Origin of the sequence: Erythrobacter sp. (assembly GCF_036351135.1) — a bacterium.
Taxonomy (GTDB): Bacteria; Pseudomonadota; Alphaproteobacteria; order Sphingomonadales; family Sphingomonadaceae; genus Erythrobacter.
Genome location: NZ_JAZBON010000027.1, coordinates 402,599 through 425,787, shown reverse-complemented (window position 1 = coordinate 425,787; position 23,189 = coordinate 402,599). Strand labels below are relative to the sequence as shown.

22 protein-coding genes are annotated in these 23,189 nt (G+C 64.9%); 7 read left to right on the top strand and 15 right to left on the bottom strand.

Translation table 11 applies throughout. The features are described from left to right. Nucleotides 1–85 precede the first annotated feature (85 nt). Nucleotides 86–532, top strand: a complete 447-nt coding sequence (locus tag V2I30_RS11805; RefSeq protein ID WP_330662349.1) for a PaaI family thioesterase — start codon at nucleotides 86–88, stop codon at nucleotides 530–532. A gap of 34 nt (nucleotides 533–566) precedes the next feature. Continuing rightward, nucleotides 567–1,241, top strand: coding sequence for an NnrU family protein (locus V2I30_RS11800; RefSeq protein WP_330662348.1), 675 nt, complete (start codon nucleotides 567–569; stop codon nucleotides 1,239–1,241). A 9-nt stretch (nucleotides 1,242–1,250) separates the two neighbouring features. On the opposite strand, the gene V2I30_RS11795 is transcribed toward V2I30_RS11800, so the two are convergent. From V2I30_RS11795 to rpe, 10 genes are all read right to left on the bottom strand, one after another. Beyond that, nucleotides 1,251–2,048, bottom strand: coding sequence for a crotonase/enoyl-CoA hydratase family protein (locus V2I30_RS11795; protein WP_330662347.1), 798 nt, complete (start codon nucleotides 2,046–2,048; stop codon nucleotides 1,251–1,253). 29 nt (nucleotides 2,049–2,077) lie between these two features. Beyond that, entirely contained in the window at nucleotides 2,078–3,178 is a 1,101-nt protein-coding gene (locus V2I30_RS11790) for an SPL family radical SAM protein (RefSeq protein WP_330662346.1), read from the bottom strand. Nucleotides 3,179–3,271: 93 nt separating this feature from the next. Next, a complete protein-coding gene (locus V2I30_RS11785) occupies nucleotides 3,272–3,880 on the bottom strand; it encodes a phosphatase PAP2 family protein (protein ID WP_330662345.1) in 609 nt (202 codons plus the stop codon). Between the two features lie 77 nt (nucleotides 3,881–3,957). Continuing rightward, nucleotides 3,958–5,886 (bottom strand): 1-deoxy-D-xylulose-5-phosphate synthase, encoded by a 1,929-nt coding sequence (gene dxs / locus V2I30_RS11780; protein ID WP_330662344.1) that lies wholly within the window; start codon nucleotides 5,884–5,886, stop codon nucleotides 3,958–3,960. Between the two features lie 169 nt (nucleotides 5,887–6,055). Beyond that, the gene (locus V2I30_RS11775; protein ID WP_330662343.1) at nucleotides 6,056–6,523 is read right to left on the bottom strand and encodes a Fur family transcriptional regulator; all 468 of its coding nucleotides are present in this window, start codon (nucleotides 6,521–6,523) and stop codon (nucleotides 6,056–6,058) included. 50 nt (nucleotides 6,524–6,573) lie between these two features. Then, a complete protein-coding gene (gene msrA / locus V2I30_RS11770) occupies nucleotides 6,574–7,266 on the bottom strand; it encodes a peptide-methionine (S)-S-oxide reductase MsrA (RefSeq protein WP_330662342.1) in 693 nt (230 codons plus the stop codon). After that, nucleotides 7,263–7,457, bottom strand: a complete 195-nt coding sequence (locus V2I30_RS11765) for a hypothetical protein (protein ID WP_330662341.1) — start codon at nucleotides 7,455–7,457, stop codon at nucleotides 7,263–7,265. Before V2I30_RS11765 ends, msrA begins: the two co-directional genes overlap by 4 nt. Nucleotides 7,458–7,937: 480 nt before the next feature. Next, a complete protein-coding gene (gene purH, locus V2I30_RS11760; protein ID WP_330662340.1) occupies nucleotides 7,938–9,560 on the bottom strand; it encodes a bifunctional phosphoribosylaminoimidazolecarboxamide formyltransferase/IMP cyclohydrolase in 1,623 nt (540 codons plus the stop codon). A gap of 9 nt (nucleotides 9,561–9,569) precedes the next feature. Further along, nucleotides 9,570–11,531: a heparinase II/III family protein gene (locus tag V2I30_RS11755; protein ID WP_330662339.1), complete on the bottom strand. Its 1,962-nt coding sequence runs from the start codon at nucleotides 11,529–11,531 to the stop codon at nucleotides 9,570–9,572. Beyond that, the gene (rpe, locus tag V2I30_RS11750; RefSeq protein ID WP_330662338.1) at nucleotides 11,531–12,193 is read right to left on the bottom strand and encodes a ribulose-phosphate 3-epimerase; all 663 of its coding nucleotides are present in this window, start codon (nucleotides 12,191–12,193) and stop codon (nucleotides 11,531–11,533) included. Before rpe ends, V2I30_RS11755 begins: the two co-directional genes overlap by 1 nt. Before the next feature lie 322 nt (nucleotides 12,194–12,515). Between rpe and V2I30_RS11745 the strand changes: the two genes are divergently transcribed. Next, on the top strand, nucleotides 12,516–13,052 hold the full coding sequence (locus V2I30_RS11745) for a DUF2141 domain-containing protein (RefSeq protein ID WP_330662337.1): 537 nt from the start codon (nucleotides 12,516–12,518) through the stop codon (nucleotides 13,050–13,052). Here the strand turns inward: V2I30_RS11745 and V2I30_RS11740 are convergent. The 5 genes from V2I30_RS11740 to V2I30_RS11720 form a co-directional block, all read right to left on the bottom strand. Continuing rightward, a complete protein-coding gene (locus V2I30_RS11740) occupies nucleotides 13,049–13,966 on the bottom strand; it encodes a hypothetical protein (protein WP_330662336.1) in 918 nt (305 codons plus the stop codon). The genes V2I30_RS11745 and V2I30_RS11740 overlap by 4 nt on opposite strands. A gap of 28 nt (nucleotides 13,967–13,994) precedes the next feature. After that, nucleotides 13,995–15,032, bottom strand: a complete 1,038-nt coding sequence (locus tag V2I30_RS11735) for a diacylglycerol/lipid kinase family protein (RefSeq protein ID WP_330662335.1) — start codon at nucleotides 15,030–15,032, stop codon at nucleotides 13,995–13,997. Between the two features lie 132 nt (nucleotides 15,033–15,164). Further along, nucleotides 15,165–16,163 (bottom strand): NADP-dependent oxidoreductase, encoded by a 999-nt coding sequence (locus tag V2I30_RS11730; protein WP_330662334.1) that lies wholly within the window; start codon nucleotides 16,161–16,163, stop codon nucleotides 15,165–15,167. A 10-nt stretch (nucleotides 16,164–16,173) separates the two neighbouring features. Next, entirely contained in the window at nucleotides 16,174–17,769 is a 1,596-nt protein-coding gene (locus V2I30_RS11725) for a long-chain-fatty-acid--CoA ligase (RefSeq protein ID WP_330662333.1), read from the bottom strand. Beyond that, nucleotides 17,769–20,102 (bottom strand): TonB-dependent receptor, encoded by a 2,334-nt coding sequence (locus V2I30_RS11720; RefSeq protein ID WP_330662332.1) that lies wholly within the window; start codon nucleotides 20,100–20,102, stop codon nucleotides 17,769–17,771. Before V2I30_RS11720 ends, V2I30_RS11725 begins: the two co-directional genes overlap by 1 nt. 191 nt (nucleotides 20,103–20,293) lie before the next feature. Here V2I30_RS11720 and V2I30_RS11715 point away from each other — a divergent pair, with 191 nt between their 5' ends. The 4 genes from V2I30_RS11715 to V2I30_RS11700 are packed head-to-tail and all read left to right on the top strand — an operon-like array spanning nucleotide 20,294 to nucleotide 23,177. After that, nucleotides 20,294–20,632 (top strand): Rieske (2Fe-2S) protein, encoded by a 339-nt coding sequence (locus V2I30_RS11715; RefSeq protein ID WP_330662331.1) that lies wholly within the window; start codon nucleotides 20,294–20,296, stop codon nucleotides 20,630–20,632. Next, the gene (locus tag V2I30_RS11710) at nucleotides 20,629–21,393 is read left to right on the top strand and encodes an SDR family NAD(P)-dependent oxidoreductase (protein ID WP_330662330.1); all 765 of its coding nucleotides are present in this window, start codon (nucleotides 20,629–20,631) and stop codon (nucleotides 21,391–21,393) included. The genes V2I30_RS11715 and V2I30_RS11710 overlap by 4 nt, the downstream gene beginning before the upstream one ends. Further along, entirely contained in the window at nucleotides 21,390–22,145 is a 756-nt protein-coding gene (locus V2I30_RS11705) for an SDR family NAD(P)-dependent oxidoreductase (RefSeq protein ID WP_330662329.1), read from the top strand. The genes V2I30_RS11710 and V2I30_RS11705 overlap by 4 nt, the downstream gene beginning before the upstream one ends. A 24-nt stretch (nucleotides 22,146–22,169) precedes the next feature. After that, the gene (locus V2I30_RS11700; protein WP_330662328.1) at nucleotides 22,170–23,177 is read left to right on the top strand and encodes an NADP-dependent oxidoreductase; all 1,008 of its coding nucleotides are present in this window, start codon (nucleotides 22,170–22,172) and stop codon (nucleotides 23,175–23,177) included. Nucleotides 23,178–23,189: the final 12 nt, after the last annotated feature.

Below are 23,189 nucleotides of genomic sequence, written 5' to 3'. Positions count from 1 at the left end.
CCTTCCTGAAGGTCTGCATATCAGACTTGGCAGCCGCGCTGGCAAGAGGCATAAAGTCTGCGAATCAGACTTTATGGAGAACAACATGGCCCAGACCCGTTTCGACAGCCCCGAAGCCTCGATCGACTACATGAAACGCGTCGCGGTCGCGAAGTCGGGCTTTTCCAGCTGGCTCGATGTTGAACCGCTGGTCGTTTGGGAAGGGCACAGCGAGCTGCTCCTCGAGCTACGCCCGGAAATGACCCAGCATCACGGTTTCGCCCATGGCGCGATTGTCGGACTGATGGCGGACAATGCTTGCGCCTGGGCGGGTGCTTCGGTCGCGGGCGATGTGGTCACCGGCAGCTACACGATCAACTTCCTGCGTCCGGCCATCGGCGAGGCCCTGCGCGCGAAAGGCGAAGTCATCAAGCCGGGCAAGCGGCAGGTCGTCGTGCGAAGCGATGTCTGGGCGGAACGGGACGGCGAGGACCCGGTTCATGTGGCAACCGCGCAGGCGACGATTATCCCGACGGGTCGGGCGAGCGGCTAGGCGGACGGGTCCGCCAATGGTACTCTGACAAGCCATGGACGAAGGGCTCATACAACTCATCGCCGCGAATGTGGCTTTCGTCGGCTCGCATTTCGCCATGTCGCACCCCTTGCGCGCGCCCCTTGTCGAGGCGCTCGGCGATAACGGGTTCCAGATCGCCTATTCGCTGGTCAGCATTGCGACGCTGGTCTGGGTCTATTTCGCGTTCACGGCCTCGCCGCCTGCGGACCTCCCGGGATCGGGCAACATCGGGTGGATCATCGCCACCCTCATTACCCTCCCCGCAATGGTACTCTTCGCAGGCTCGCTGTTCGGAAATCCAGCTCTCCCAACCCCGCAAGCCGAAGAGCAGGCGCGCGCGACCCCTCATGGCGCATTCCTCATCACGCGCCACCCGATGATGTGGGGTTTTGCGCTCTGGGCGCTCTCGCACATCGTCTTGTGGTGGAGTTGGCGCACGACGATCACCGCGCTCGCCATCGGTATTCTCGCGCTGATCGGGGCGCGCCTGCAGGACGGTAAGAAAGAGCGCCTGATGGGCAATGCCTGGGCGCAGTGGGAGAGCAAGACGAGCTACTGGCCGCGCCTCGCCGGCTTTGCGAAAGCGGGCGCGGTGCCGTGGGCGCTCGGCCTCGCTCTCTTCGCCCTGTTCAGCTGGCTACACGTGCCCCTTGGCGGGATCACCGCTGGTATTTGGCGCTGGTTCTGACGCGGGCTTTTACGACCCTTCGAACCGGGCTGCTCGCTTTTCGATCAACGCCGCTACGCCTTCGGCATGATCCTCTGTCGTATGCATCATCGCCTGCGTGTTCGCCGCCAGTTCGAGCGCGGTGTCGTAGCTCACCTTTTGCCCCTGGCGCATCAGCATTTTGGCCTGCCGCAGCGAATGGGGTGGCATCGCGGCGATCTTGGCCGCGAGCGTGCGCGCTTCGTCCATCAGTTCGTCATTCGGGACCACGCGACTGACTAGCCCCCAGTCGAGCGCAGTCGCGGCATCAATCACTTCCCCGGTATAGAATAGTTCGGCTGCGCGCGCATCGCCGATGATCCGCGGAAGGATCCAGGTGCCGCCGTCACCCGGTACAATCCCCAACTTAAGGAAAGTCACCCCGAACTTTGCGCGCTCACTCGCGATGCGCATGTCGGCGAGACACGCGACGTCGCAGCCCAGCCCGATTGCCGGCCCGTTGACCGCCGCGATGATAGGCACGCGCAGACCATGAAGCGCGCGCAGCATAAGGTGGATATTGTCGCGGTAGCCATCCGAGATCGCCGGGGTCGCGCCGCCGAAGGTCCCCGTTTTGTCGCGCATTGCTTTGATGTCGCCGCCCGCGCTGAAAGCCCGCCCTGCCCCGGTGAGAATGACGCAGCGAGTTTCGAGATCTCGATTGATTTCGTCACACGCCGCGCGAAACGCGTCTCCGTCTCCCGGTGCGCCCAACGGGTTCATCGTTTCGGCACGGTCGATGGTGAGAGTGGTGACGTGACCAGTGGTTTCGACTTTCAGCAAGCTCATGGTGAAGGTCGCTAAAGGTGCGGGCGGCCTCAGGTCCAGTACAGAATGCGCGCCGCCGGCAGGTCGCGCGCGATCCGATCGTGGAAGAACCCTTTCAGCTCGGCCATCGTCTCGCGGTCGTAGACGATCTTTTTGGTCCCGAACTTCGTGTATTTTACCGCGCGACCGGTATCGCCCATGTCGAGCTTCGATCCCGGATACCAGCTTCGTAGCACAGCGCGCGAGCTTTCGGTAAAGCGATGGGTAATCAGTTCCACCGTAAGGTCGAGCGCGTCGATACCGCGCAGGGCCAGCGCGGCTTCGGCTATGAGCTCGCTATAGGCCTCACGCCAGCCGGCCGCTGCGATAATCGGCGCGATCGTGAGCCCGATGGGGTAACCGACCTCCGCCATGGCGCCGAGCGCGGTAAGGCGATCGGCGACACGATCGGTCCCGCCTTCGAAAGGCGCGTATGCCGCCGGATTTACGGAAGCGCGCATTCGCGTGCGGCCTCTGTGATCCAGCGCGAGCAGGGGCGCTACGTCGGCGAATTTGGTGGTGAAACGCAACTGCACGTCCGCCTTCCACGCGCCGAAATGTTCGACCGCGCGCGACAGGTTGCCCGTCAGATGCTCAATTGCCAGGGGATCGGTGTAGCAGCTTGCCTCGTAGGTCGTGCCCTCGCCCACCCGTGCGGCGGAGCGCGAAGTGATCGTGCCCGCGCCTTCCACGGCGGCCGCGGCGTCGAAAAGGTCGTCCAGATTGGCATAAGCGCGGGTGATCGGGGGGCCTTTCAACGAACCGGCCAGATAGCAATAGCTGCAATGCGCCGGACATCCTTGCGCAAGGTCGATCCGCCAATCCGCGCTCGGCGCGATCGGTTGCAGCCGAAGTTTCGAGGGCGGCGCAACGGTGATGGCGAGTGTGTTCTTGGCGAGTGCATAGGCGGCGCGTTCGCTGGCAGCGCGCGGCATGCGCACCGCGTTGCCGGACAGCTCGTCGACCTCCAATCCGGCGCCGGCGCAGCGTTCGGCCATCGCCACACCATGCGCATACGTTCTGGCGTCGCGGGTGATGACCACCCTGCGCGGTTGCCACGCCCCCCGCCGCTTTACGGCAATGTTGCGCTCGCCGGGCGTATCAGAGGCCATTGGGAAAGGAGCATTCATGTCCCGGGAAACGGTCGAACACCGGCAAGGGTCCGACGCGCGCGGGACCGGCCCTTTCCTGCCAGCGGGGCCAGCCTAGAACGGTCCGCGTCGGTGCACCAGCCGGTCCACCGCAAACGCAACCAACGCCTCCGATACGAAGCCGATCATACCGCCGGCTAGGACATCGCTGGGATAGTGCTTGGCCTGCGGAACCTGCGCCAGCGATGCGACCCCGGCGCTGGCATAGGCGACCGGCGCGGCCCCGGTATACTCACGCGAGACGGCCTGCGCCACTGCGGCCGCGCCGGCGGTATGGCCGGACGGGAACGAGCTTTTCTCGCCGTCGTCCTCGTCGCTCTGTTCGATATAGTGCTCACCGTCCTTCTCGGCCTCGTTTGGACGCGGGCGATCGATCCGGTTCTTGATCAGCGTTTTGATCCCTGTCGCAAGGACGTGCGACGCGAGCATGCGAACGCCGGTGCGCAAAAGCCTTGGGTGACGCGTTGCCGCCCCTGCAAATATCACGGCGATCGAAGCGGAGATAAGGGGCGGCTGGTCGGCGAGCTCGCCGAACTTGCCCGCCGCCTTCACCATTGGAGTGTCGCGCAGCTCGGACGCCTCGTGGGCGACAAGGATGTCGATGCGTGCCAGCGGTCCGTATTCGTCCGCGCATTCCTTCAGGTTGTCGTTCTCATCAACCATAAGAGCATGCGCAACGGATCAAACCATCGACCGGTTCCGCCTGAAATTACGCAGTAAGCACCTGTGCCGCATCAAGGTCAGGCGCGGGCTTCCTCTTCCTCCATACCGGAGGAGTTGTGGCGCAGCGCGCGCAGAACGGTGTCGACGATATCGGGCGCATTGAGACCGGCCTCGGCATATTGCTTGTCGGGCGAATCCTGGTCCTGGAACATATCGGGGAGGCGCATTGTGCGGACCTTCAGGCCGCTATCGGTGAGACCCTCGTCGCTTGCATAGGTGAGCACGTGGGCGCCAAGACCCCCGATCGCGCCTTCCTCGATCGTGACCGCTACTTCATGCGTGCGCATCAGGCGGGCGATCAGTTCCTCGTCGAGTGGTTTGGCAAACCGCATGTCGGCGACCGTGGTCGACAGACCCTTGGCCTCGAGCTGATCGGCTGCCTTCTTCGCCTCTTCCAGGCGCGCGCCGAGTGAGAGGATTGCTACCTTGGAACCCTCGCGAACAACACGGCCCTTGCCGATTTCGAGAAGTTCGGGCGTCTCGGGAAGCGGAACACCCACGCCGTTCCCACGGGGATAGCGGAAGGCGATGGGGCCATCGTCATATTGCGCCGCGGTGTAGGTCATGTGCACCAGCTCCGCCTCGTCGGCGGCGGCCATCACGACCATATTGGGGAGCGTCGCGAGATAGGTGATGTCGAAGGCGCCCGCATGCGTGCAACCATCCGCTCCGACCAGCCCGGCGCGGTCGATCGCGAAGCGCACGGGCAGGTTCTGGATCGCGACATCGTGCACCACTTGGTCATAGGCGCGCTGGAGGAAGGTCGAATAGATCGCGGCAAACGGACGCATCCCCTGCGCGGCAAGCCCCGCGGCGAAGGTTACCCCGTGCTGTTCGGCAATGCCGACATCGAAGCTGCGATTCGGGTGGCGCTGCGCGAAGCGATCGACCCCGGTCCCCGAGGGCATGGCGGCGGTGATCGCGCAGATGCGGCTGTCGGTGTCGGCTAAATCGGCGAGCGTGTCGCCGAAAACGTTTTGATAGGCCGGCGCTCCGGCGGAACCCTTTTGCTTTTCGCCGGTGACCACGTTGAACTTGGGTACGCCGTGATATTTGTCGGCGCTTTCCTCGGCGGGTTTGTAGCCCTTGCCCTTCTCGGTGACGACATGGATCAGCACGGGGCCTTCGGACGTGTCGCGCACGTTCTCGAGTACGGGCACGAGATGATCGAGATTATGGCCGTCGATCGGCCCGACATAATAGAAGCCGAGCTCTTCGAACAGCGTCCCGCCGGTGACCATTCCGCGGGTATACTCCTCGGCCTTGCCGACCACTTCGTGCAAACGGCGGCTCATCTTCTGGACCGCTCGGCTGGCGAGGCTGCGGATGCCGAGATATTCGCTCGAGGAGACCATGCGCGCGAGGTAGGCCGAAAGCCCGCCCACCGGAGGCGCGATCGACATATCGTTATCGTTGAGGATAACGACCAGCCGGTTGCCGGCCTGCGCCGCGTTGTTCATCGCTTCATAGGCCATGCCGGCGCTCATCGCCCCGTCGCCGATCACCGCGATACCACGGCCGGGCCTGTCGTTCAGCTTGTTTGCAATCGCGAAGCCCAGCGCTGCGGAAATCGAGGTCGAGCTGTGGGCCGCGCCAAAGGGGTCGTATTCGCTTTCTGCGCGCTTGGTGAAGCCCGAAAGCCCGCCGCCCTGCCGGATTGTGCGAATTCGGTCGCGGCGCCCCGTGATGATCTTGTGCGGATAGCACTGGTGGCCGACGTCCCAGATCAGCTTGTCGTCGGGCGTGTTGAAGACATAGTGGATCGCCACCGTCAGCTCGACCACGCCGAGCCCGGAACCCAGATGCCCGCCCGACACGCTGACCGCGTCGATCATTTCGGCGCGCAATTCGTCGGACAATTGCCGGAGCTGTTCGGGTTTGAGTTGGCGAAGCTCGTCGGGAGTGGGCACCGTGTCGAGCAATGGTGTCGAAAGCGTAGATGTCATGGCTTCAGGCTCTACACCTTTGTCAGAGGCCTGTCGATAAACGCTTGGCCGCTGATGAGGCACGTTTGATCGTTTCGGACACAGGTCGGTCTGACAGATGTTGCGTCCTGATCAACCCACAGCGCGCTTTACCCGCGAACGTTCGCTGCAGTGCGCTATGTTTGGCGTATCAGGCGCATGCGGCGCACAGGCCGCGAATTTCGAGCACCGGACGATGCGCCTCGAAATTCCGGTCCGCGGCGAGCGCACGAATGGATCGACTGATGTCCTCGTCGTCGACATGGCGGGTATCGCCACATGCGTCGCAAACCATGAAGATGCAGTCATGGGTGCAACCCGGATGGGTGTTCGCGAGGAAGGCGTTGGCGCTCTCGACACGTAGCGCAAGATTGTTCGCAACGAACAAATCGAGGATGCGGTAGATGCTGTTGGGCGCGACTCGCTTGCCGCGCGCCCTGGAGAGGTTGTCGGCAATGTCGTAGGCGGAGGCCGGGCGGTCGTGACGAGCTAAATCGGCGAAGACGGCCTCGCGCATGCCGGTCCACTGTTCGCCCGCAGCGGTCAGCGCGCTTCGTGCCGCCTCGATCAGATCCTCGCCTCTATGCTCTTTATGTGCGTGTTTATGCGCGGTAGCCATTCGCGGCATATAGGCGCTTCGGGCGAGCCGCGCCAGCCGGCGTTCCGCGCCTAACCGTCGCGCAGGAAGCGCGCGCTGTAATCGCGCGGGAACATCGCTTTGAGGGCATTGACCTTGGGCTTGTCCCAGCGGCGGATATATCCGTGATCGGGGTTCTTCGCCATGAAGTCCTGGTGATAGGTTTCGGCGGGGTAGAAGGTACGCTCACGCTCGATCCGCGTGACGATCGGACGGTTCCAGACGTTCGAGGCTTCCATCTGCTTGAGATAGGCTTCGGCCACTGCGCGCTGTTCCTCACTCGTTGGGACCAGCGCGCTGCGATAATGCGCGCCGATATCTGGCCCCTGGCGGTTCTTCAGGGTCGGATCGGTCACTACGGAGAAGAAGATGCGCAGGAGCTCGTCGTAGCGGATGACGTAGGGATCGTAGGTGATGCGCACGCTTTCGGCGTGCTGCGTGCCACCTGCCGTGATGCGATCGTACTTCGCGGTCGCTGCCGAACCACCGTGATAGCCGGATTTGGCGGACTTCACGCCCTTCACATGGCTGAAGACGCCTTCGACGCCCCAGAAACATCCACCTGCGAAGATCGCGGTCTTGAGCCCGGCGCCTTCGCGCGCGATGCGTTCGGGCGCGGGGGCGTTGACCGGCTCTTCGAGCGCCTGGGCGGGCGAGGAGGGAGCGAGAAAAGCGGCGGAAAGCCCGAGCGCGGCGGCAGCGGCAAGCGCACCGATGCGGATCATCGGACGATGCCGTCGATCGGTTCGATCACGAACTCGGCGCTCGGCGCCGGCGCTTCGAGCGGGGAAGCTGCCTGAAGCGGAGATTCGAGCGAGCCACCCCAATGGTCGATCGTCGCCGCGGCGACGACGAGACCGCCGGCTGCGAAACCGAGGGCGAAATTGCGATAGAGATCGGGGGCGAAGAGGGTCATGGCTATTCTCGCGGGCGTTCGTGTTCGTTCTCGTTCGAGTTTCCCATAAAGACCGACGGTTTTCGCCGGAATGAATGGGCGCTTCATGTTGCTGTTCGTTACGCGGCCCGATTTAGTTACGGGCCGAACGGTAAAAAGGTTGAGACTCTTCGCGGGCGGATAGGAAAGCGTGGCGCACAAAGACTCTCCGATGTTGCCGATCCTCCAATCCCGCTCATCCTGAGGAGCAGCCGAAGCCGAAGGCTGAGCGCGTCTCGAAGGACCCCGATGCTAAAGAATGCGCGTGTCCTTCGAGACGAGCCTTCGACATGCCGTTCGCGCGGCTGCTCAGTCTCTCCTCAGGCTGAGCGGGTGGTGGCAGTATGCCGATAATCGACGCACAGGCGTCGCAAGCCCGACCGGGCACCCGCAGGCGCCCCGAAACGTAGCGGCGGAAACAGCGCCGAGGACGAAGGCGCGGATGCGCCTTCGAAAAACAAACTAATGCCGGAAATGCCGCATCCCAGTGAGGACCATTGCGAGGCCCGCCTCATCCGCTGCGGCGACCACCTCTTCGTCGCGGATTGATCCGCCCGGCTGGATCACGGCCGTCGCGCCCGCTTCGGCGGCGGCCATCAGACCGTCGGCGAAGGGGAAGAAGGCATCGGATGCGACCGCGCTGCCGACCGTGCGCGACTCTGGCCAGTCATAGGTCTCCGCCGCCTCGCGCGCCTTGATCGCGGCTATACGCGCGGAATCTCGGCGGTTCATCTGCCCTGCGCCGATCCCGGCGGTGATCCCGTCCTTGGCATATACGATCGCGTTCGATTTCACATGCCGCGCAACCATCCATGCGAACAGGCAGTCCTTCAATTCCTGCGCGGTCGGCTCGCGCTTGGTTACCACCTTGAGGTCGGACTCAGTGACGGAGCCATTGTCGCGGCCCTGGATCAGCATCCCGCCCGCGATGGTCTTCATGGAGAAGCCGCCTCGGCGCGGATCGGGCAGGGAACCGCATTCGAGCACGCGCAGGTTCTTCTTCTTCGCGAAAATCCCCCGCGCTTCGGCACTCACCTTGGGCGCGATGATGACTTCGGTGAAGATATTCGCGATCGCCTCCGCCGTCGCGCCGTCCAATTCGGTGTTGACCGCGACGATCCCGCCGAAGGCCGAAACGCTGTCGCATTCGAGCGCCCCGTTCCACGCATCGAGCAGGCTGCCCGCCTGCGCGACGCCGCAGGGATTCGCATGCTTGACGATGACCACTGCCGGATCGCCGCCGGCAAACTCCGCTGCCAGTTCGAGCGCTGCGTCGGCATCGTTCAGATTGTTGTAGCTGAGCGCTTTGCCCTGCAATTGCTCGGCCTGCGGCACGCCGTTCGCGCCCCTTACCTGTGGAACATAGATCGCCGCCGACTGGTGCGGGTTCTCGCCATAGCGCAAACTGTCCGAGCGCTTGAATGCAAGCGGCATCGTGTCGGGGAAGGGCGTCGCGCCCAGCGCCCCGGTGCCGAGCGGATGGGTAAAGGCATCGCCGAACGCGAACCAGTTGGCGATGGCGGCATCGTAGGCCGCGGTGCGAGCATAGGCCTTGCCCGCCATGCGGATGCGGAAGGCATCGGAGGTCGCGCCGTCATTCGCCTCCATCTCGGAAAGCAGCACGTCATAGTCGCCAGGGTCGGTGAGGATGGTCACGAAGCCGTGGTTCTTGGCCGCCGAGCGCACCATGCTCGGCCCTCCAATGTCGATATTCTCGATGATCTCCTCGCGGCCCGCGCCCTTCGCGACGGTCGCCTCGAACGGGTAGAGGTTGACCACCACGAGGTCGATCGCGCCGATATCGTGCGCTTCCATCGCGGCGACATGATCGTCATTGTCGCGCAGAGCGAGCAGGCCGCCATGGACCTTGGGATGCAGCGTCTTCACCCGCCCGTCCATCATCTCGGGAAAACCGGTGAGATCGGACACATCGCGCACTTCCAGCCCCGCCTCGCGCAATGTCCGCGCCGTGCCGCCGGTGCTGATCAGCTCCACTCCGCGCGCAGCCAACGCCTTGCCTAATTCCGCCAAGCCGCTCTTGTCGGACACCGAAAGCAGTGCCCGCTTGATTGCCGTCGATGCCATGACGCTATTCTATCCCATTTTCCTGAAAAGCCAGGAGAACTGGCCTCCGCCGCGCGAGGTCAGGCCCTCGATCACCAGTTGTTCGACCGGATGCGGACGCCCCTCGCCATCTACCCAAAGGCTGTCCTCGCGCGAAAGTTTGACGTTCTCGCCGCCACGCACCGCTTCCTCGCCGGCTTGCCCTCGCAGGCGGAACTGCCACATCTTGCCATCGGCGGTCAGCAGGCTGGCGCCGCGTCCGTCCTCGGCCAGATGCGTCTCGACCCCGCGCCCGAGATGAAAGCGGATGGCAAAGCCGACCTTGCCGCGCTTGCCCTTGCGCGAGGCGGGGATGAGGATGTCCTCGCCGGCCAGCTCGTTGCCGTCATGCGCCAGGCTGAGGATGCGGGTGTGGACGAGACCGTAGCGCGCGGCATAGCCATCATGGCTCGCCTCGATGCGGGTCGCTTCGCGCCGGCTCGAACCGGTGCCGCGCGCGATCATGCGGCGTTCGACCTCGACCGTTTCGACGCCTTTGCCAAGCTGGCCATGAAGCTGGATCGCGGTCGAATTGGCGTCGTCCAGCACCAGCGTGGAATGTGCCGCACTGGCGCGCAGCGGCTGGCCGATATGCGCGGGTACCAGGCCGCCGGCGAGCGCCGCGCCGCCGCAATTGACGACGAGGCGCGCCGGCCCGTCGGACAGTTCGAAAGCCAGCGTCGAGGCGCAGCCGGTGCGCGTGTGGCGGGCGCGCGGGGGCGGGCCGCAATCCATCTGCAGAGTGGTTTGCGCCGCACGAACCCGTTGATAGCCCCAATGCTGCGGCTCGTTCAGCGGGCGGGTACGCACGCCGCTCGCCGCGATCAGGGACGAAAGCCGGTCGGCGGAAATCGCGCCCTGCCCCTGCCAATTGCCGAGCGCCCCGTCGCCATGCCGCAGCGCAAGCAGGGGCGGAACCAGCAATTCGCGCATCGTGTGAAGCGCCTGCGGAGCCTCGCGTCCGGCCGCATCGTAGCAGGCGATGAGATCGGTGAGGACGCGGATCGCATCCATCTGCGCCGCCGGGCAGCGCGACAGCGTGCCGCCGTCTTCCGCCACCAGTTCGCCGAGCGAACGTATGAGCGCCGCCTCGCCATAGAGCCGCCGCGGCCCGCCCGCCGGCAGCAGCAGTCCGGCCGCGGTCACCGCCGCCCAGCCCGCCACCTGGCCCAGTCCCGCACCGTGGCGCACGGTCTTGCGATCTAGCCACGCGGCGGTTTCCTCAATCACCGCGAGCAATCTGGGCTTCAAGGCACCGTCATGCCCGGCGAGCACCAATGGGGCGTGGACCAGCCAGGCCATCAGCCGCAGCCCGGTATGTTCGACATCGCCAGCCGGTCCCTTGACCTTGCCCGGCGCCGGATTGGCGTCGAGCCAAAGGCCGGTGATCCGCTCGGCGATCGGAATACAGTCCTCGCGCGGGGCGCTGGCGGCGAGATCGGCGAGCCAGGTGAAGGAGTGGACGCTGCGCTCGATGCCGGGGCACATCCGCGCATTGCCGCCGAAATCGACCTTGCCGATTGGCAGCTTGACGCCGTGAATGAGGAAGTGGCCCGCCCGCAGCGCGATACCGGCGGCGCGGTCGCCAACCACCGGGCTTTCGACCGTTGCCAGAATGCGCGGCGCAGGTGGACGGCGGAAGGGCGCGGCCAGCGCGTGGCCCGGCACGCCTATGCGATAGGCGAAGCGGATCAGCGCCTCGCCCGGATGGCCGCGCGGCGCGATGACATCGGTCAGCGCCAGCGCGCGCGACGCATCGATAGGTTCGGCAGGAAAGGCGCCTGCGGCATCGGCGGCATCCACAAGCGCACTGTCGCCCGCCTCTTCGCGCAGCGGCTCGGCGCCCTCGTGCAGCGGGATGGCGGACGCATCGCCAGCCCGGTCTTCGACGTCGCCCGCCACCTCGTCCCGAACTCGCGAGGCAGAGGTGCCGGCATCGAATAGCGAGGCCATCACCCCTCTCCCTTCAACGCGCGGATATTGGCGGCATAGGCATCCGCTCCGCCCTTGAAGGTCGCCGAGCCCGCGACCAGCACATCGGCCCCCGCCTCTACGCAGAGCCGGGCGGTGTCGGGGTTCACCCCCCCATCGACCTCCAGATGAATATCGCGGCCGCTTTCCTCGATCATCGCGCGTATTGCGCGGATCTTCTCCAGCTGCGAATGGATGAAGCTTTGCCCCCCGAACCCCGGATTGACGCTCATGACCAGTATCAGGTCGGCGAGGTCCATGAGATTGTCGAGCGCGCTGACCGGAGTGCCCGGATTGAGCACGACGCCCGCTTTCTTGTCCAAATCGCGGATCGATTGCAGCGTGCGATGAATGTGTGGCCCGGCTTCGGGATGGACCGTGATGATGTCCGCGCCGGCCTTGGCAAAGGCTTCGATATACGGATCGACTGGCGCGATCATCAGATGCACGTCGAAGGGTTTGTCCGTATGCGGGCGCAGCGCCTCCACCACCGCCGGCCCGATCGTCAGATTGGGGACGAAATGGCCGTCCATCACGTCGATGTGGATCCAGTCCGCACCCGCTTCGTCGACGGCGCGGACCTCTTCGCCGAGCCGCGCGAAATCGGCGGACAGGATGCTGGGCGAGATGAGCGGCGTGGACACGTGTAGCAACGCTTTCGCTGCGGGAATGGCGCGGGGACTTCGGCGGCGAGCCCTGCGTTTGGTTAATCCCCGCCTTACCCTCTTGGCGAATCGCGCTTCAAGCGGCGGCTGCGCGCTTTTCCCCGAGGACGTGGTATATTGCGTATGCAGTGAACGGGCGGCGGGCCGTGTCGTGACCTAGGCTATGCGGTTGTCTTTGCGCCAATTCAGGCCCAATTCAGCCCGCGACCAGCATAGTTACCGCATATTGTCGCCTGAGAGCGGGCCGTGCTGGCCTGCCAGGATCGGCGCTTTCCCGGACAATTGGACGAGGCAGGATACGATGAATTCGACATCGCGAAATCGCAACGGCGCGCATCTTGCTGCCTTAGGGGCAGCCCTCGCGCTCGGCGCCGGCGCGGTGGCCACGCCCGCGGGCGCGCAGGCGAGTAGCGTGGCCGATTACCGCAACGTGATTGCCAACGATATGCGCAGCTGCGCCCCGGGCAAGGGTCCGGCGGTGCGGGTGACGATCAACGGCATCAAGAATGCCAGCGGCACGGTGCGTGCGCAGGTCTATAACGGGACGCGCGCCGACTGGCTGGAAAGCGGCAAGTGGCTCAACCGGATCGAAATGCCGGCGCGCAGTGGGCGGATGACCGTTTGCCTGCCAGTGCCCGCCTCGGGCAATTACGCGGTGGCGGTGCGCCATGACGTCAACGGCAATGGCAAAACCGATATTCGTACCGACGGCGGCGCGATGTCGAACAATCCGGCGATCAATCTGTTCAATCTCGGCAAGCCGGCGATCGACAAGACCCGCTTCCGCGTCGGTGACGGCGTGAGCGCGATCAATGTCACGATGAAGTATTTCGGCTAGTCGCGTGCATTGTGCCGGCGATGACGGTGCAGCGCGAGGAGGACGCCCGGCGCGGAGAGAAGCGGGTGCTTCTCGCGAAACGGCGTAACCTCGACCGGCATTCCGGTATGGCGCTCGACCTTCCAGGCGGCATAGCGCGCGGCGCCATCGAAGGTGGCGCTTGCCTTGATCAGCCGCGCCGCGTTGAGGGCCTTGCCCAGCCGCCGGCGCCATTCCCACCAGTTCAGGATTCGCCTGCGTTCGCGGCCAGGTAGGCTTGGCGCGATGCGATCGCCATCGCGGCGATGGGCTATGCCGCCCGCCTCTAACGCCAATGGCAGCAACCCGTCGAAATGGCTCCGGTTGACGCTGAGAATGTCGTTCTCGCGCCCGGCCTTTTCGACCCGGAACTCCGCCCGATAGGTCGCGCGAAAGAGGGCGTTCCAATAGTCGTTCGCCCGTCCCGATGGCGGGCCGAGTGCGACGGCAAGGCGCGCGGCGGTGATCGCAGCGGCGGCGATCGCGGCCTCGACCCGCTTGCGCGCGGCCTCATCCGCCGCCCAGACCAACGCGCTGGGCTGAACGAAGCGCGCCCAGATCGTCGTGTCGAGCGTCTCGCCCGACGCGGCCTTGGCGAAGGTGTCGAGCGTCATCGTTGCGATCTTGGCGCGCAGCGTGCCCGCCCCAGCCGTGTCCTCTTCGCGGTAGCTGACCCGAGGCCAGATGCACGCCTCCTCTTCGCCCGGCAGCAGGACGTAGAAATCGAGCACCCCTTCGAGCGACCCGGTGCGCAGGTTCGATCCGTAGAACAGAACCGCACAAGCGCCTGCCTCTTCGCCGAGCGAAGCCGCCAGCCGGGAGACTGCCGGATCGACCTTCGCGCCGAGCGCCTCGGCAATGCGCGCCATGAGCGCGGGAGAATCGGGGTCGGCCATTTTCTCGCGAACGTCGCCGGGAGTGCCGTCAGGGCGTGACGAAGGACAATTCGGGCCCCTGCCCGATGCGATAGGCGCCTGGGGGGAAAGCTTCACCGTCGAGGATGAAACTGTCCTCGATCCGCAGGCTGAATTGCGGCGCGACTTCGCGGTGCAGTCCGCGCTCGCGCATGCGCGCCGGCGTCTTGCCGCGCATTACGTCGACCAGTGCCGGGATCGTGCGCCGGTCGATCTGATCGGCCACCGCGAGCTTAAGTCCCTCGCGCAGATCACCGAAGGGTTTGAGACCGGCGGGCATGCGCTCGAGCGTGGAGGCGAACAGTGTTTGACGCCATTCGGGATCGCCGATTCCGCTATGCGCCATCGGCGTGTCGGTCGCGCCAAGGCCGATCGCCATCTTCGTGCCGCGTCGCCAGGGGTTGGAGCGCGAGGCGAACAGCCACTGGAAAATGCCCATCGCCGCCGCCGCGGCGACGGCAAACGAATTGAAGGCCCCCAGCCGGTGCGCGCTTTGCCCCGCATTGGTCGCGGTGGTGAACGCGCCCGCGCCAAGGATGAAGCCGAGCACTCGGCTGTTATGGCTGCCGCCGATCTGAGTGATGTCGAGCGGTCGGCGCATGACACGCCCGCCCGTGTCGAAGGCGGCGGCGGCATCCTGCAAACTCCAGCCCTGCGGCACGCCGAGATCGACGGTCAGCGCGTTGGTCTTGCCCTTAGGCAGCACCGCGATGGCGGGCCAGTCGTCGCCGAAGATCGGCGCTCCGCTCGAAAGAACGTCGCGCACCGTGCCATCGCCGCCGTTGATGACGAGGAGATCGATCCCCCGCTCGGCGAATTCGGCGAGCGCGGCGGGCAGTTGCGAACGGTCGCCCGGCTTCGAGATATGAACATGCGGAGACATGCCGCAATCGAAATCGCCGGCGCGGTTGCCGTGGCTGCGCGGGTTGTAGATGACGCCGACCCGCGGCGCTTCGCCGGGGGCGCGCATCCGTCTTTCGCCGGCGCGCACAGAGGTCTGTGCCTCCACCAGCGGCAGCTTGCTAAATTGATGGATCGGCGTTGCCATCAGCCTTTTATAGGTTGCGCGCCTTGCAATTGCCATGGGAAGCGGGCGCGTGCGGGGCTTTGTTCGCGCGCCGATGCAGCGGGGTTACAGCCCGTCCCAGCGCCATTGGAGCTGGGTTGGGCCCTCAGCGGCTTACAGTTCGAGCAATTGCTTCCCGCGATTGGCCCCGGTGAACAGCCGCTGCATCGTGCGCGGCGCGTTCTCGAAACCGTGCTGAATATCTTCCTGGTAGCTGAGCTTTCCGTCCTTGACGAAGCCGGCCATCCGCTTGCGGATCGCGGGGAATTCGGCAGCCCAATCGATGACGATGAAACCCTCCATCCGGGCGCGGCGGAAGATCAGGTTGAAGTAGTTCTGCGGCCCCGCCGGCATGTCGCCGGTCTCGTAGCGGCTGATCCCGCCGCACACGACTACGCGCGCCTTCGTCGCGATATGGGCGAGCATGTCATCCAGGATTTTTCCGCCGACATTGTCGAACACGACATCGACGCCGCCGGGGCAATGTTCGCCGATCTTCTTGCGCACATCGTCGTTCTTATAGTCGATCGCGGCGTCGTAGCCCGCTTCCTGGACGAGCCAGCGGCATTTGTCCGCGCCGCCGGCGATGCCAACCGCGCGGCATCCCGATAGTTTGGCGAGTTGTCCGACCACCGAGCCGGTCGCCCCCGCCGCGCCCGAAACGAGCACGGTATCGCCCGCGACCGGTTTGCCGACCTTGAACAGGCCGCAATAGGCGGTCATCCCGGTGGTTCCCAGAACCGACATCATAGCCGTCGGCGGCAATTCGTCGGAAACCGGCGTCAGCTCGCTGCCGTCCGAGACCTGATATTCGGTCCACCCGGTCGAGCCGACGACTACCGTGCCTTTGTCGAACTTGCCGCCGCGGCTCTCGACCACTTCCGAGATCGCCGAACCGCGCATGACGTCGCCGATTTCGGTCGGTGCGACATAATCGGCGATGTTCTCCATCCAGCCCTTCTGCGCCGGATCGAAGGCGAGATAGCGGGTCTTCAGCAGCATTTCGCCCTCACCGGGAGCATCGATCTCGGTCTCGACCAGCTTGAAGTCGTCCTCACGCACCGCGCGGCCGCGGGGCCGTCCGTCGATCAGCCATTGGCGGGATGTTACCATATGTCGTGTCCTATCCGATCTGTCTTTGCGCGCCGTCCCAGAAGGGTTTGCGCAGTTCCTTCTTCAAAATCTTGCCCGAGGGATTGCGCGGCAAATCGTCCACGAAATCCACCGATTTGGGGCATTTGAACCCGGCGATCCGCTCGCGCGCGAAGGCGATCAGCTCCGCCTCGTCCGCCGCGCGCGGCTGGGTCAGCACCACGATCGCCTTGACCGCTTCGCCCCATTTGTCATCCGGCACCCCGATCACCGCGCAATCGCGCACCGCCGCGTGTTCGTGGAGCGCGTTTTCGACCTCGGCGGGATAGATGTTCTCCGCGCCCGAGACGATCATGTCCTTCACCCGGTCGTAGAGATAGAGATAGCCGTCCTCGTCGAGATAGCCCGCATCGCCGGTATGATACCATCCGCCGCGAAACGCCGCTTCGTTGGCTTCGGGAAGGTTGTGATAGCCCCGCATCGTCAGTGGCGAGCGCACGACCACTTCGCCGACCGTGCCGACGGGCACCTCCTCGTCCGCTTCGTCGACGATCCTGAGTTCGACATCGGGATAGGGCCGCCCGCAACCCGCCATGCGCGGCGTGCCATCCGGCGAATGGTCGGTTGGCGGCAGGAAAACGATGGTCCCGCTGGTCTCGGTCGCGCCGTACATCTGCACGAATTGCGCCTGGTGAAAGGCGCGCATCGAGCGGCGCAGAACGTCGGGCGGGATCGGCGAGGCGCCGTAGAGGAGCGCGCGGACCGAGCCGAGATCGGCACCTTTCGCCGCCTCGTGGTTCAGGATCATGTTGAGCACCGCGGGCACCGCGAACAGCTTGGTGATGCCGTGTTCGTCGACCGTGCGAATGATGTCGCCGATATCGGGCTGATCGAGGATCACCGCGGTGCCGCCGCCATTGAGCGTGCTCATGGTCCAGGCGGTGCCGCCGATATGGAACATCGGCATGGCGACCAGCGAAACGTCGCTGGGGCGCCACTGCGCCCAGTCCTGCTCGATCTTGACCCCCTGGCTCATAGCCGCGGCAAGGCTGCCATGGGTCAGCAGCGCGCCCTTGGGATGGCCGGTCGTCCCGCTGGTATAGAGCTGCAGCGCGACGTCGCCAGGCGCCGCGTCGATAGCATGCTCGAGCGGTTCGAAGCTGTCGATCCAGTCGCCGAAGGGCGGCAGGTCGCCGTGCGCGCTATGCGTCGAAAGCGCGATCGCGCCCGACTTCGCGAGCCAGGTCTGTGCCTTGTCGGCGACCGCATCCTGCATCAGCAGCAGCTTCGCATCGGCGTCGCTTAAAATGTAGTCGACCTCGCGGTCGCTGAGCCTCCAGTTGACCGCGACCATGATCGCCCCGACGCGCCAGCTGCCGAGCATGAGCATGACATAGTCGATCGCATTGAGGCCGATATAGGCAACGCGGTCGCCGCGCCCGATCCCGCTGGCGGCAAGGGCTGCGGCGCATTGCCGCGAGACGCGGTCGAGCTCGGCATAGGTGAGCGACGTGTCGCCATGGACCAGCGCGGTCTTGCCCGGGGTTTCGATGGCCCAGCGGGCGGCCATCCCGGTCAGATCCGTGATTACCGCCCCCGCTTCATCCTGCTTCGCGCCTTGAGCCATCAATAGGTGAACTGCAATTCCGCTCCGAACTGGCGCGGCGGGCGGACCCCGGCAAAGGTGAAGAGACCGGCCACCGGCAGCGTCGAATTGATGCCGCGATCGTCGAACAGATTGCGCCCGAACACCGAAAGCCGCACTTCGGAGGGGCCGAGCGGCACGGTGTAGCTCAGCGTCACATCGAGGATTTCTTTGGTGTCCACCGTGCAGCGAACATCATTGGTGACGACCCCGCGCTGCAGGGCGAGCGGATCGGCAACGATGCAGGTCGAATATTCGTCGGTGAAGCGAAAGATGCTGTTCAGCTGCAGCTCGTTATCGCCCACCGGCAGGATATAGTCGAACCCGGCCGACCAGGTGATCGGAGCGGCGCGGCGCAGGTCGAGGCTGGAGACGTCGTCGGGAATAAGATCGCCGTCCACGTCGCGCTCGAAGTTCTGGTAATCGGCGTCGATGATCGAGAGCGAAAAGTTGAAGGTCAGTTGGTCGGTGGGGACAGCCACGACCTCCGCCTCGAAGCCGCGGATCCTCGCCGACGCGGCGTTTTCGACCACCGTTTCCTGCGGATTGAGCGCGGCGAATTCCGGCGCGGTCGCACGGACCAGCTCTTCCTGCTTGTTGTTGTAGTCGGTCTGGTAGAGCGCGAAATTGGTGCGCAGCCGGTTGTCCAGCCAGTCCGCCTTCAATCCGATTTCATAAGCGTCGACCGTCTCCGGCTCGAACGGGCCGAGCGAGGAAGGCGTCGCAGCGCGGCCGTTGAACCCGCCCGAGCGGAAGCCGCGCGAATAGCTCGCATAGACGAGCTTGTCGGGATCGATCTGGAAGTCGATAGCGCCGCGATAGGTAAACTCGTCGAAGCTGACTTCGCCGGAACAATCGTCTTCGGCAAGGCCCAGGAATGTTGCGCACGATCCATCCGGCGTGAAGCCGAAATTGGTGAAGAGCGCTTTCTCGTCGTCGGTGTAGCGCACCCCGCCCGACAGGGTGAGTGCATCGGTGAGCTCGATCTGGACGTCGCCGAAGACGGCGATGCTTTCGGCGGTGCCGGTGGTGAACTGGCGCAGCTGAAGTCCGGCAAAGCCGAGATTGGTCGTCTGGTCGAGATTGTATTCGCTGTCGAAATAATATGCGCCGACGAGCGCATTTAGCCACGGCGTAACGTCGCCGGCCATGCGCACTTCCTGGCTGAACTGTTCGTAATCCTGGACGCGCAGGGTGTCGAAGAAGTCGATCGAGGTCGAATCGAAGTCCTGCCGGACCGATTCCTCGTTGCGCCGCCAGCCGGTGATCGAGGTGAGCGCGAACTCGCCGATATCGACATTGATTTCGCCGGTGAGCGCATCGGTGTCGTTGCGCACCGGCTGCTCGATATTGGAGAACACGGTATAGAGCGCATCGACATCGGAGATCGGGCGATCGCATTCCTCGTCGGGAATGCCGAAGGCGCGTACCGTGCCGACGCCGGGAACGGGCACTTGCAGGCAGATGAGGTCGGTGCCGGTGCGCGAGAGCGAGGCGGTCGAGACCTCGCCTTCCTCACGGCTATGTTCGTAAGTGATGAGCGCCTCGACCGGGCCGCCCAGATTGATCCCCGCGGTCACCCCGGCGGTCCAGATCTCGTAATTGGGCTGTGTGCGATCGAGCGTGACGTTCTCGAGATAGCCTTCGGTGTCGTCGTAGAAGAAGAAGCCCTTGAGCGAGATGAGATCGGCGATTTCCGGCGCGTTGACGACCAGCCTTCCGCGGATGGTCTCGAACTCGGCATAGCCGATCGACGCCTTCACGCCGAAATCGCCGGTGGGGCGGCTGCGGCGGATATTGATCACGCCGCCGATCGTATTGCGCCCGAACAAGGTGCCCTGCGGACCGCGCAGGACTTCGATCGCCTCGAGATCGAAGGCGTCGAGCAATTGGCCGGTATTGGTGCCGATGAAAACCCCGTCGATGACCACGCCGACCGAAGGATCGAAGCTTTTCTCGATATCCTCGAAGGAGATGCCGCGGATGGAGACGGCGGCCGCGCTGGGCCCGGCATTGACCTGGTCGACCACGAGGCCGGGCACCCGACCCTGAAAATCGCGCAGATCGTCGATCGCGGCGGTGTCGAGCGCTTCCTCGTCGAGCGCGGTGACGGCGAGCGGGACGGATTGCAGCGCTTCCTCGCGGCGCTGGGCGGTGACGACGATGGTGCGCAGGCCGCCGTCCTGAATATTGTCGCTATCGTCGTCGCGCGGACTGTCCTGGCCGGTTTCGCTGTTCTCGCTGACAGGCTGCGCGGCCAATGCCGCCGATGGGAGGGCCGTGGCCGCCGCGGTCAGCGCCGCGAGGGAGGTCATATGCCGTGCCGAACGCCCAAAACGCCTATTGATCATCGCTGTTCTCCCCATCCCTCGCAAAATTCCGGGCGGATCCGGGCATTGCGCCTTTTTCATCTTATGTTGCAGCAGACTGCGAGCACGCCCCCAAGCTCTCAAGTGTCAAAAATGACAGTCGCCCGTGCGGGGCGGCCGCTTCATGCCCTTTCGTCATGACGCGAGAGGATCGGCAGGAATGGCTGGAATGCGATGTTGCCGACCTCGCCCCCGGCTCTTGCCGCTATATCGCGCACGAAGCACGCAGCGTGCTGCTTGTGCGTCTGGCCGACGGGGCGCTGCGGGCCTATGACGGGCTGTGCAGCCACGCGCTGCTCCCGCTTGACGGGGCGCGGGTGAGGCGCGGGGCGATCATGTGCCCGCATCATGGCGCGCGGTTCGAATGCGGATCGGGCGACGCTCTCGGTCCGCCGGCAAGCGCGGGGCTGACCCCGCTCGAGCTGAAGGAAGACGACGGCCAAGGGGAGGGCCAGGTGAAGGTGTTGATCGCGTGAGCTTCCGGCTGGACGACAAGGTAATCCTGGTGACGGGCGCCGCCTCGGGTATCGGCGCGGCCACCGCGCGGCTGGTGGCGGAACGCGGCGCGAAGGTCGTGGCGAGCGACCGCGACGCCGAAGGAGCCGAGCGGATCGGCAAGGAGATCGGCGGCCTCGGTATGCCGCACGACGTGACCGAACCCGCCGCCTGGGACGATGCAATTTCCGCCGCGGTGGAGACCTATGGCAGGATCGATGGCCTTTCCGCCAATGCCGGCCACGCCGCGTTCCAGCCGATTGTCGAGCTCGACATGATCCAGTTCCGCGATCTGGTCGCGGTGCAGGTCGAGGCGAGCTTTATCGGCATGCAGAAGGTGGTGGCGCAGATGCGCGCGCAGGCGGGCGGCGAACCGGCGCAGGGCTCGATCGTCCTCACCGGATCGGTCATGGCCAATTGCGTGGCCGAGGGCATCGCCAGCTACGCCACGGTCAAGGCGGCGCTGACGAACATGGCGCGCGCGGTCGGCGTCGAGCTGGGACGCAAGGGCGATTTCATTCGCGTCAATGCGGTGTCGCCCGGACCCGTCGATACCCCGCTGCTGCGCGGCGCGATCGGGCACGAGGCGATGCGCGATCCCGGCGCCTGGAAAGACGTGCCATTGGGAGAGCCCTCCACGCCCGAGGACGTTGCGGAGACCATCGTCTACTTATTGTCCGACGAAGCCAGTTTCGCCACCGCCTCGCAGCTGGTGGTCGATGGCGGATGGAGCCTGACATGAGCGAAGCTCTAGCCATGATCACTGGTGCAACCTCTGGCATAGGCCGTGCCGCCGCCTTGCGCCTGGCACAAGGCGGCTATGCCATCCTCGCCTGTGGGCGCGATGCGGAACGCGGGCGCTTTGTGGTCGAGGCGGTGAAGGACGCTGGAGGACATGCGCATTTCCTGCCCTTCGACGTTACCAGCGAGGAAGAATGGTCCGGCACCGCCGAGCGGGTCCTCGCGGATCATGGCGCACCGCAAGTGCTCGTCAATTGCGCCGGCAGCTTCTTCACCAAGCCGCTGCCCGACACGACGCTGGAAGAATTTCGCCAGCTATGGCGGGTGGACGTCGAATCGGTCGTGCTCGGCACCAAATACGGTTTTCGCATGATGGCTGAAGGGTCGGCCATCGGCAGCATCATCAACGTCTCCTCGCTCGCCGGGCTGATCGGGCTTGAGGATTGCGCCGCCTATTGCGCGGCCAAGGCGGCGGTTACCCATTTCAGCCGCGTCGCCGCGCTCGAGGGGGCGCAGATGGAGCCGAAGGTGCGCGTCAATTCGCTTAATCCGGGCGTCATCTACACCGAGATGATCACCGGCGCCTATGGCGACGGCGATGCGGTGCGCGATTTCGTCAAGGACGGCAATGCGCTGGACCGGGTGGGCACCGCCGAAGACATCGCCAGCGCGGTCGCCTTTCTCGCAGGCTCCGCCTCGCGGATGGTCACGGGCAGCACCCTGCTGGTCGACGGCGGGCGCGGCGCGGTTTGAGCGAGGCAGGAAGGACGCAATACAATGAGCCAGAACCGACAATTCATCCTCAAGCGCCGTCCCGACGGGGAGCCGGTGCCCGAGGATTTCGCCCTCGAAACCGAGACCAGACCGCAAATCGGGGACGGGCAGTTCCTGATCCGCAACCACTATGCCTCGCTCGATCCGGCGATCCGCGGCTGGATGGACGACCGCGAAAGCTACGCCCCGCCCATTCCGCTGGGCGAACCCGTACGCGCGACCACGATCGGCGTGGTCGAGGAAAGCCGGGCCAAAGGATTTGAAGAAGGCATGTGGGTCATGGGATTGAACGGCATCGCCGATTATTCGGTCGCCGAAGCGGGCGGTTTCACTCAGCCGATCGACGCGGACGCCGTACCCAGCGTCACCAACTATCTCTCGCTGTTCGGCGCGGTCGGCATGACTGCCTATTTCGGCTTTCTCGACGTCTGCGAACCGAAGGAGGGCGATACCGTGCTGGTCACCGGGGCGGCGGGCGCGGTCGGCTCGCTGGTAGGGCAGATCGCGAAGATCAAGGGCTGCACCGTCATCGGCATTGCCGGCGGACCGGAAAAATGCGCGCGGCTGACCGAACGCTATGGCTATGACAGCGCGATCGATTATCGCGGCAAGGATTACGAAGCGCTGGTCGCGGCGATCGGCGAGGCGGCACCTGACGGGCTCGACATCATCTTCGAAAATGTCGGCGGCGATATTCTCGATGCCGGCCTTATGAACCTGCGGCTGGGCGCGCGGATCGGGTTGTGCGGTCTTATCAGCGAATACAACTCGCCGCCCGTCGGCGCGCGCAATCTGTGGCAGCTGATCGTCCACCGTGCGCGCATCCAGGGACTGCTGGTACCGGATTATCTTCCGCGGTTTGGCGAAGGCGCGCAAGCGATGGGCGAATGGGCGGCGGCAGGCAAGCTGGTCGTCGACGAGCATATCGACGAGGGCATCGAGAACGCCTTTGACGCTTTCATGCGCCTGTTCGAAGGGTCGAACCAGGGCAAGATGATCCTCAAGATCTGACGGAGGAGCGTG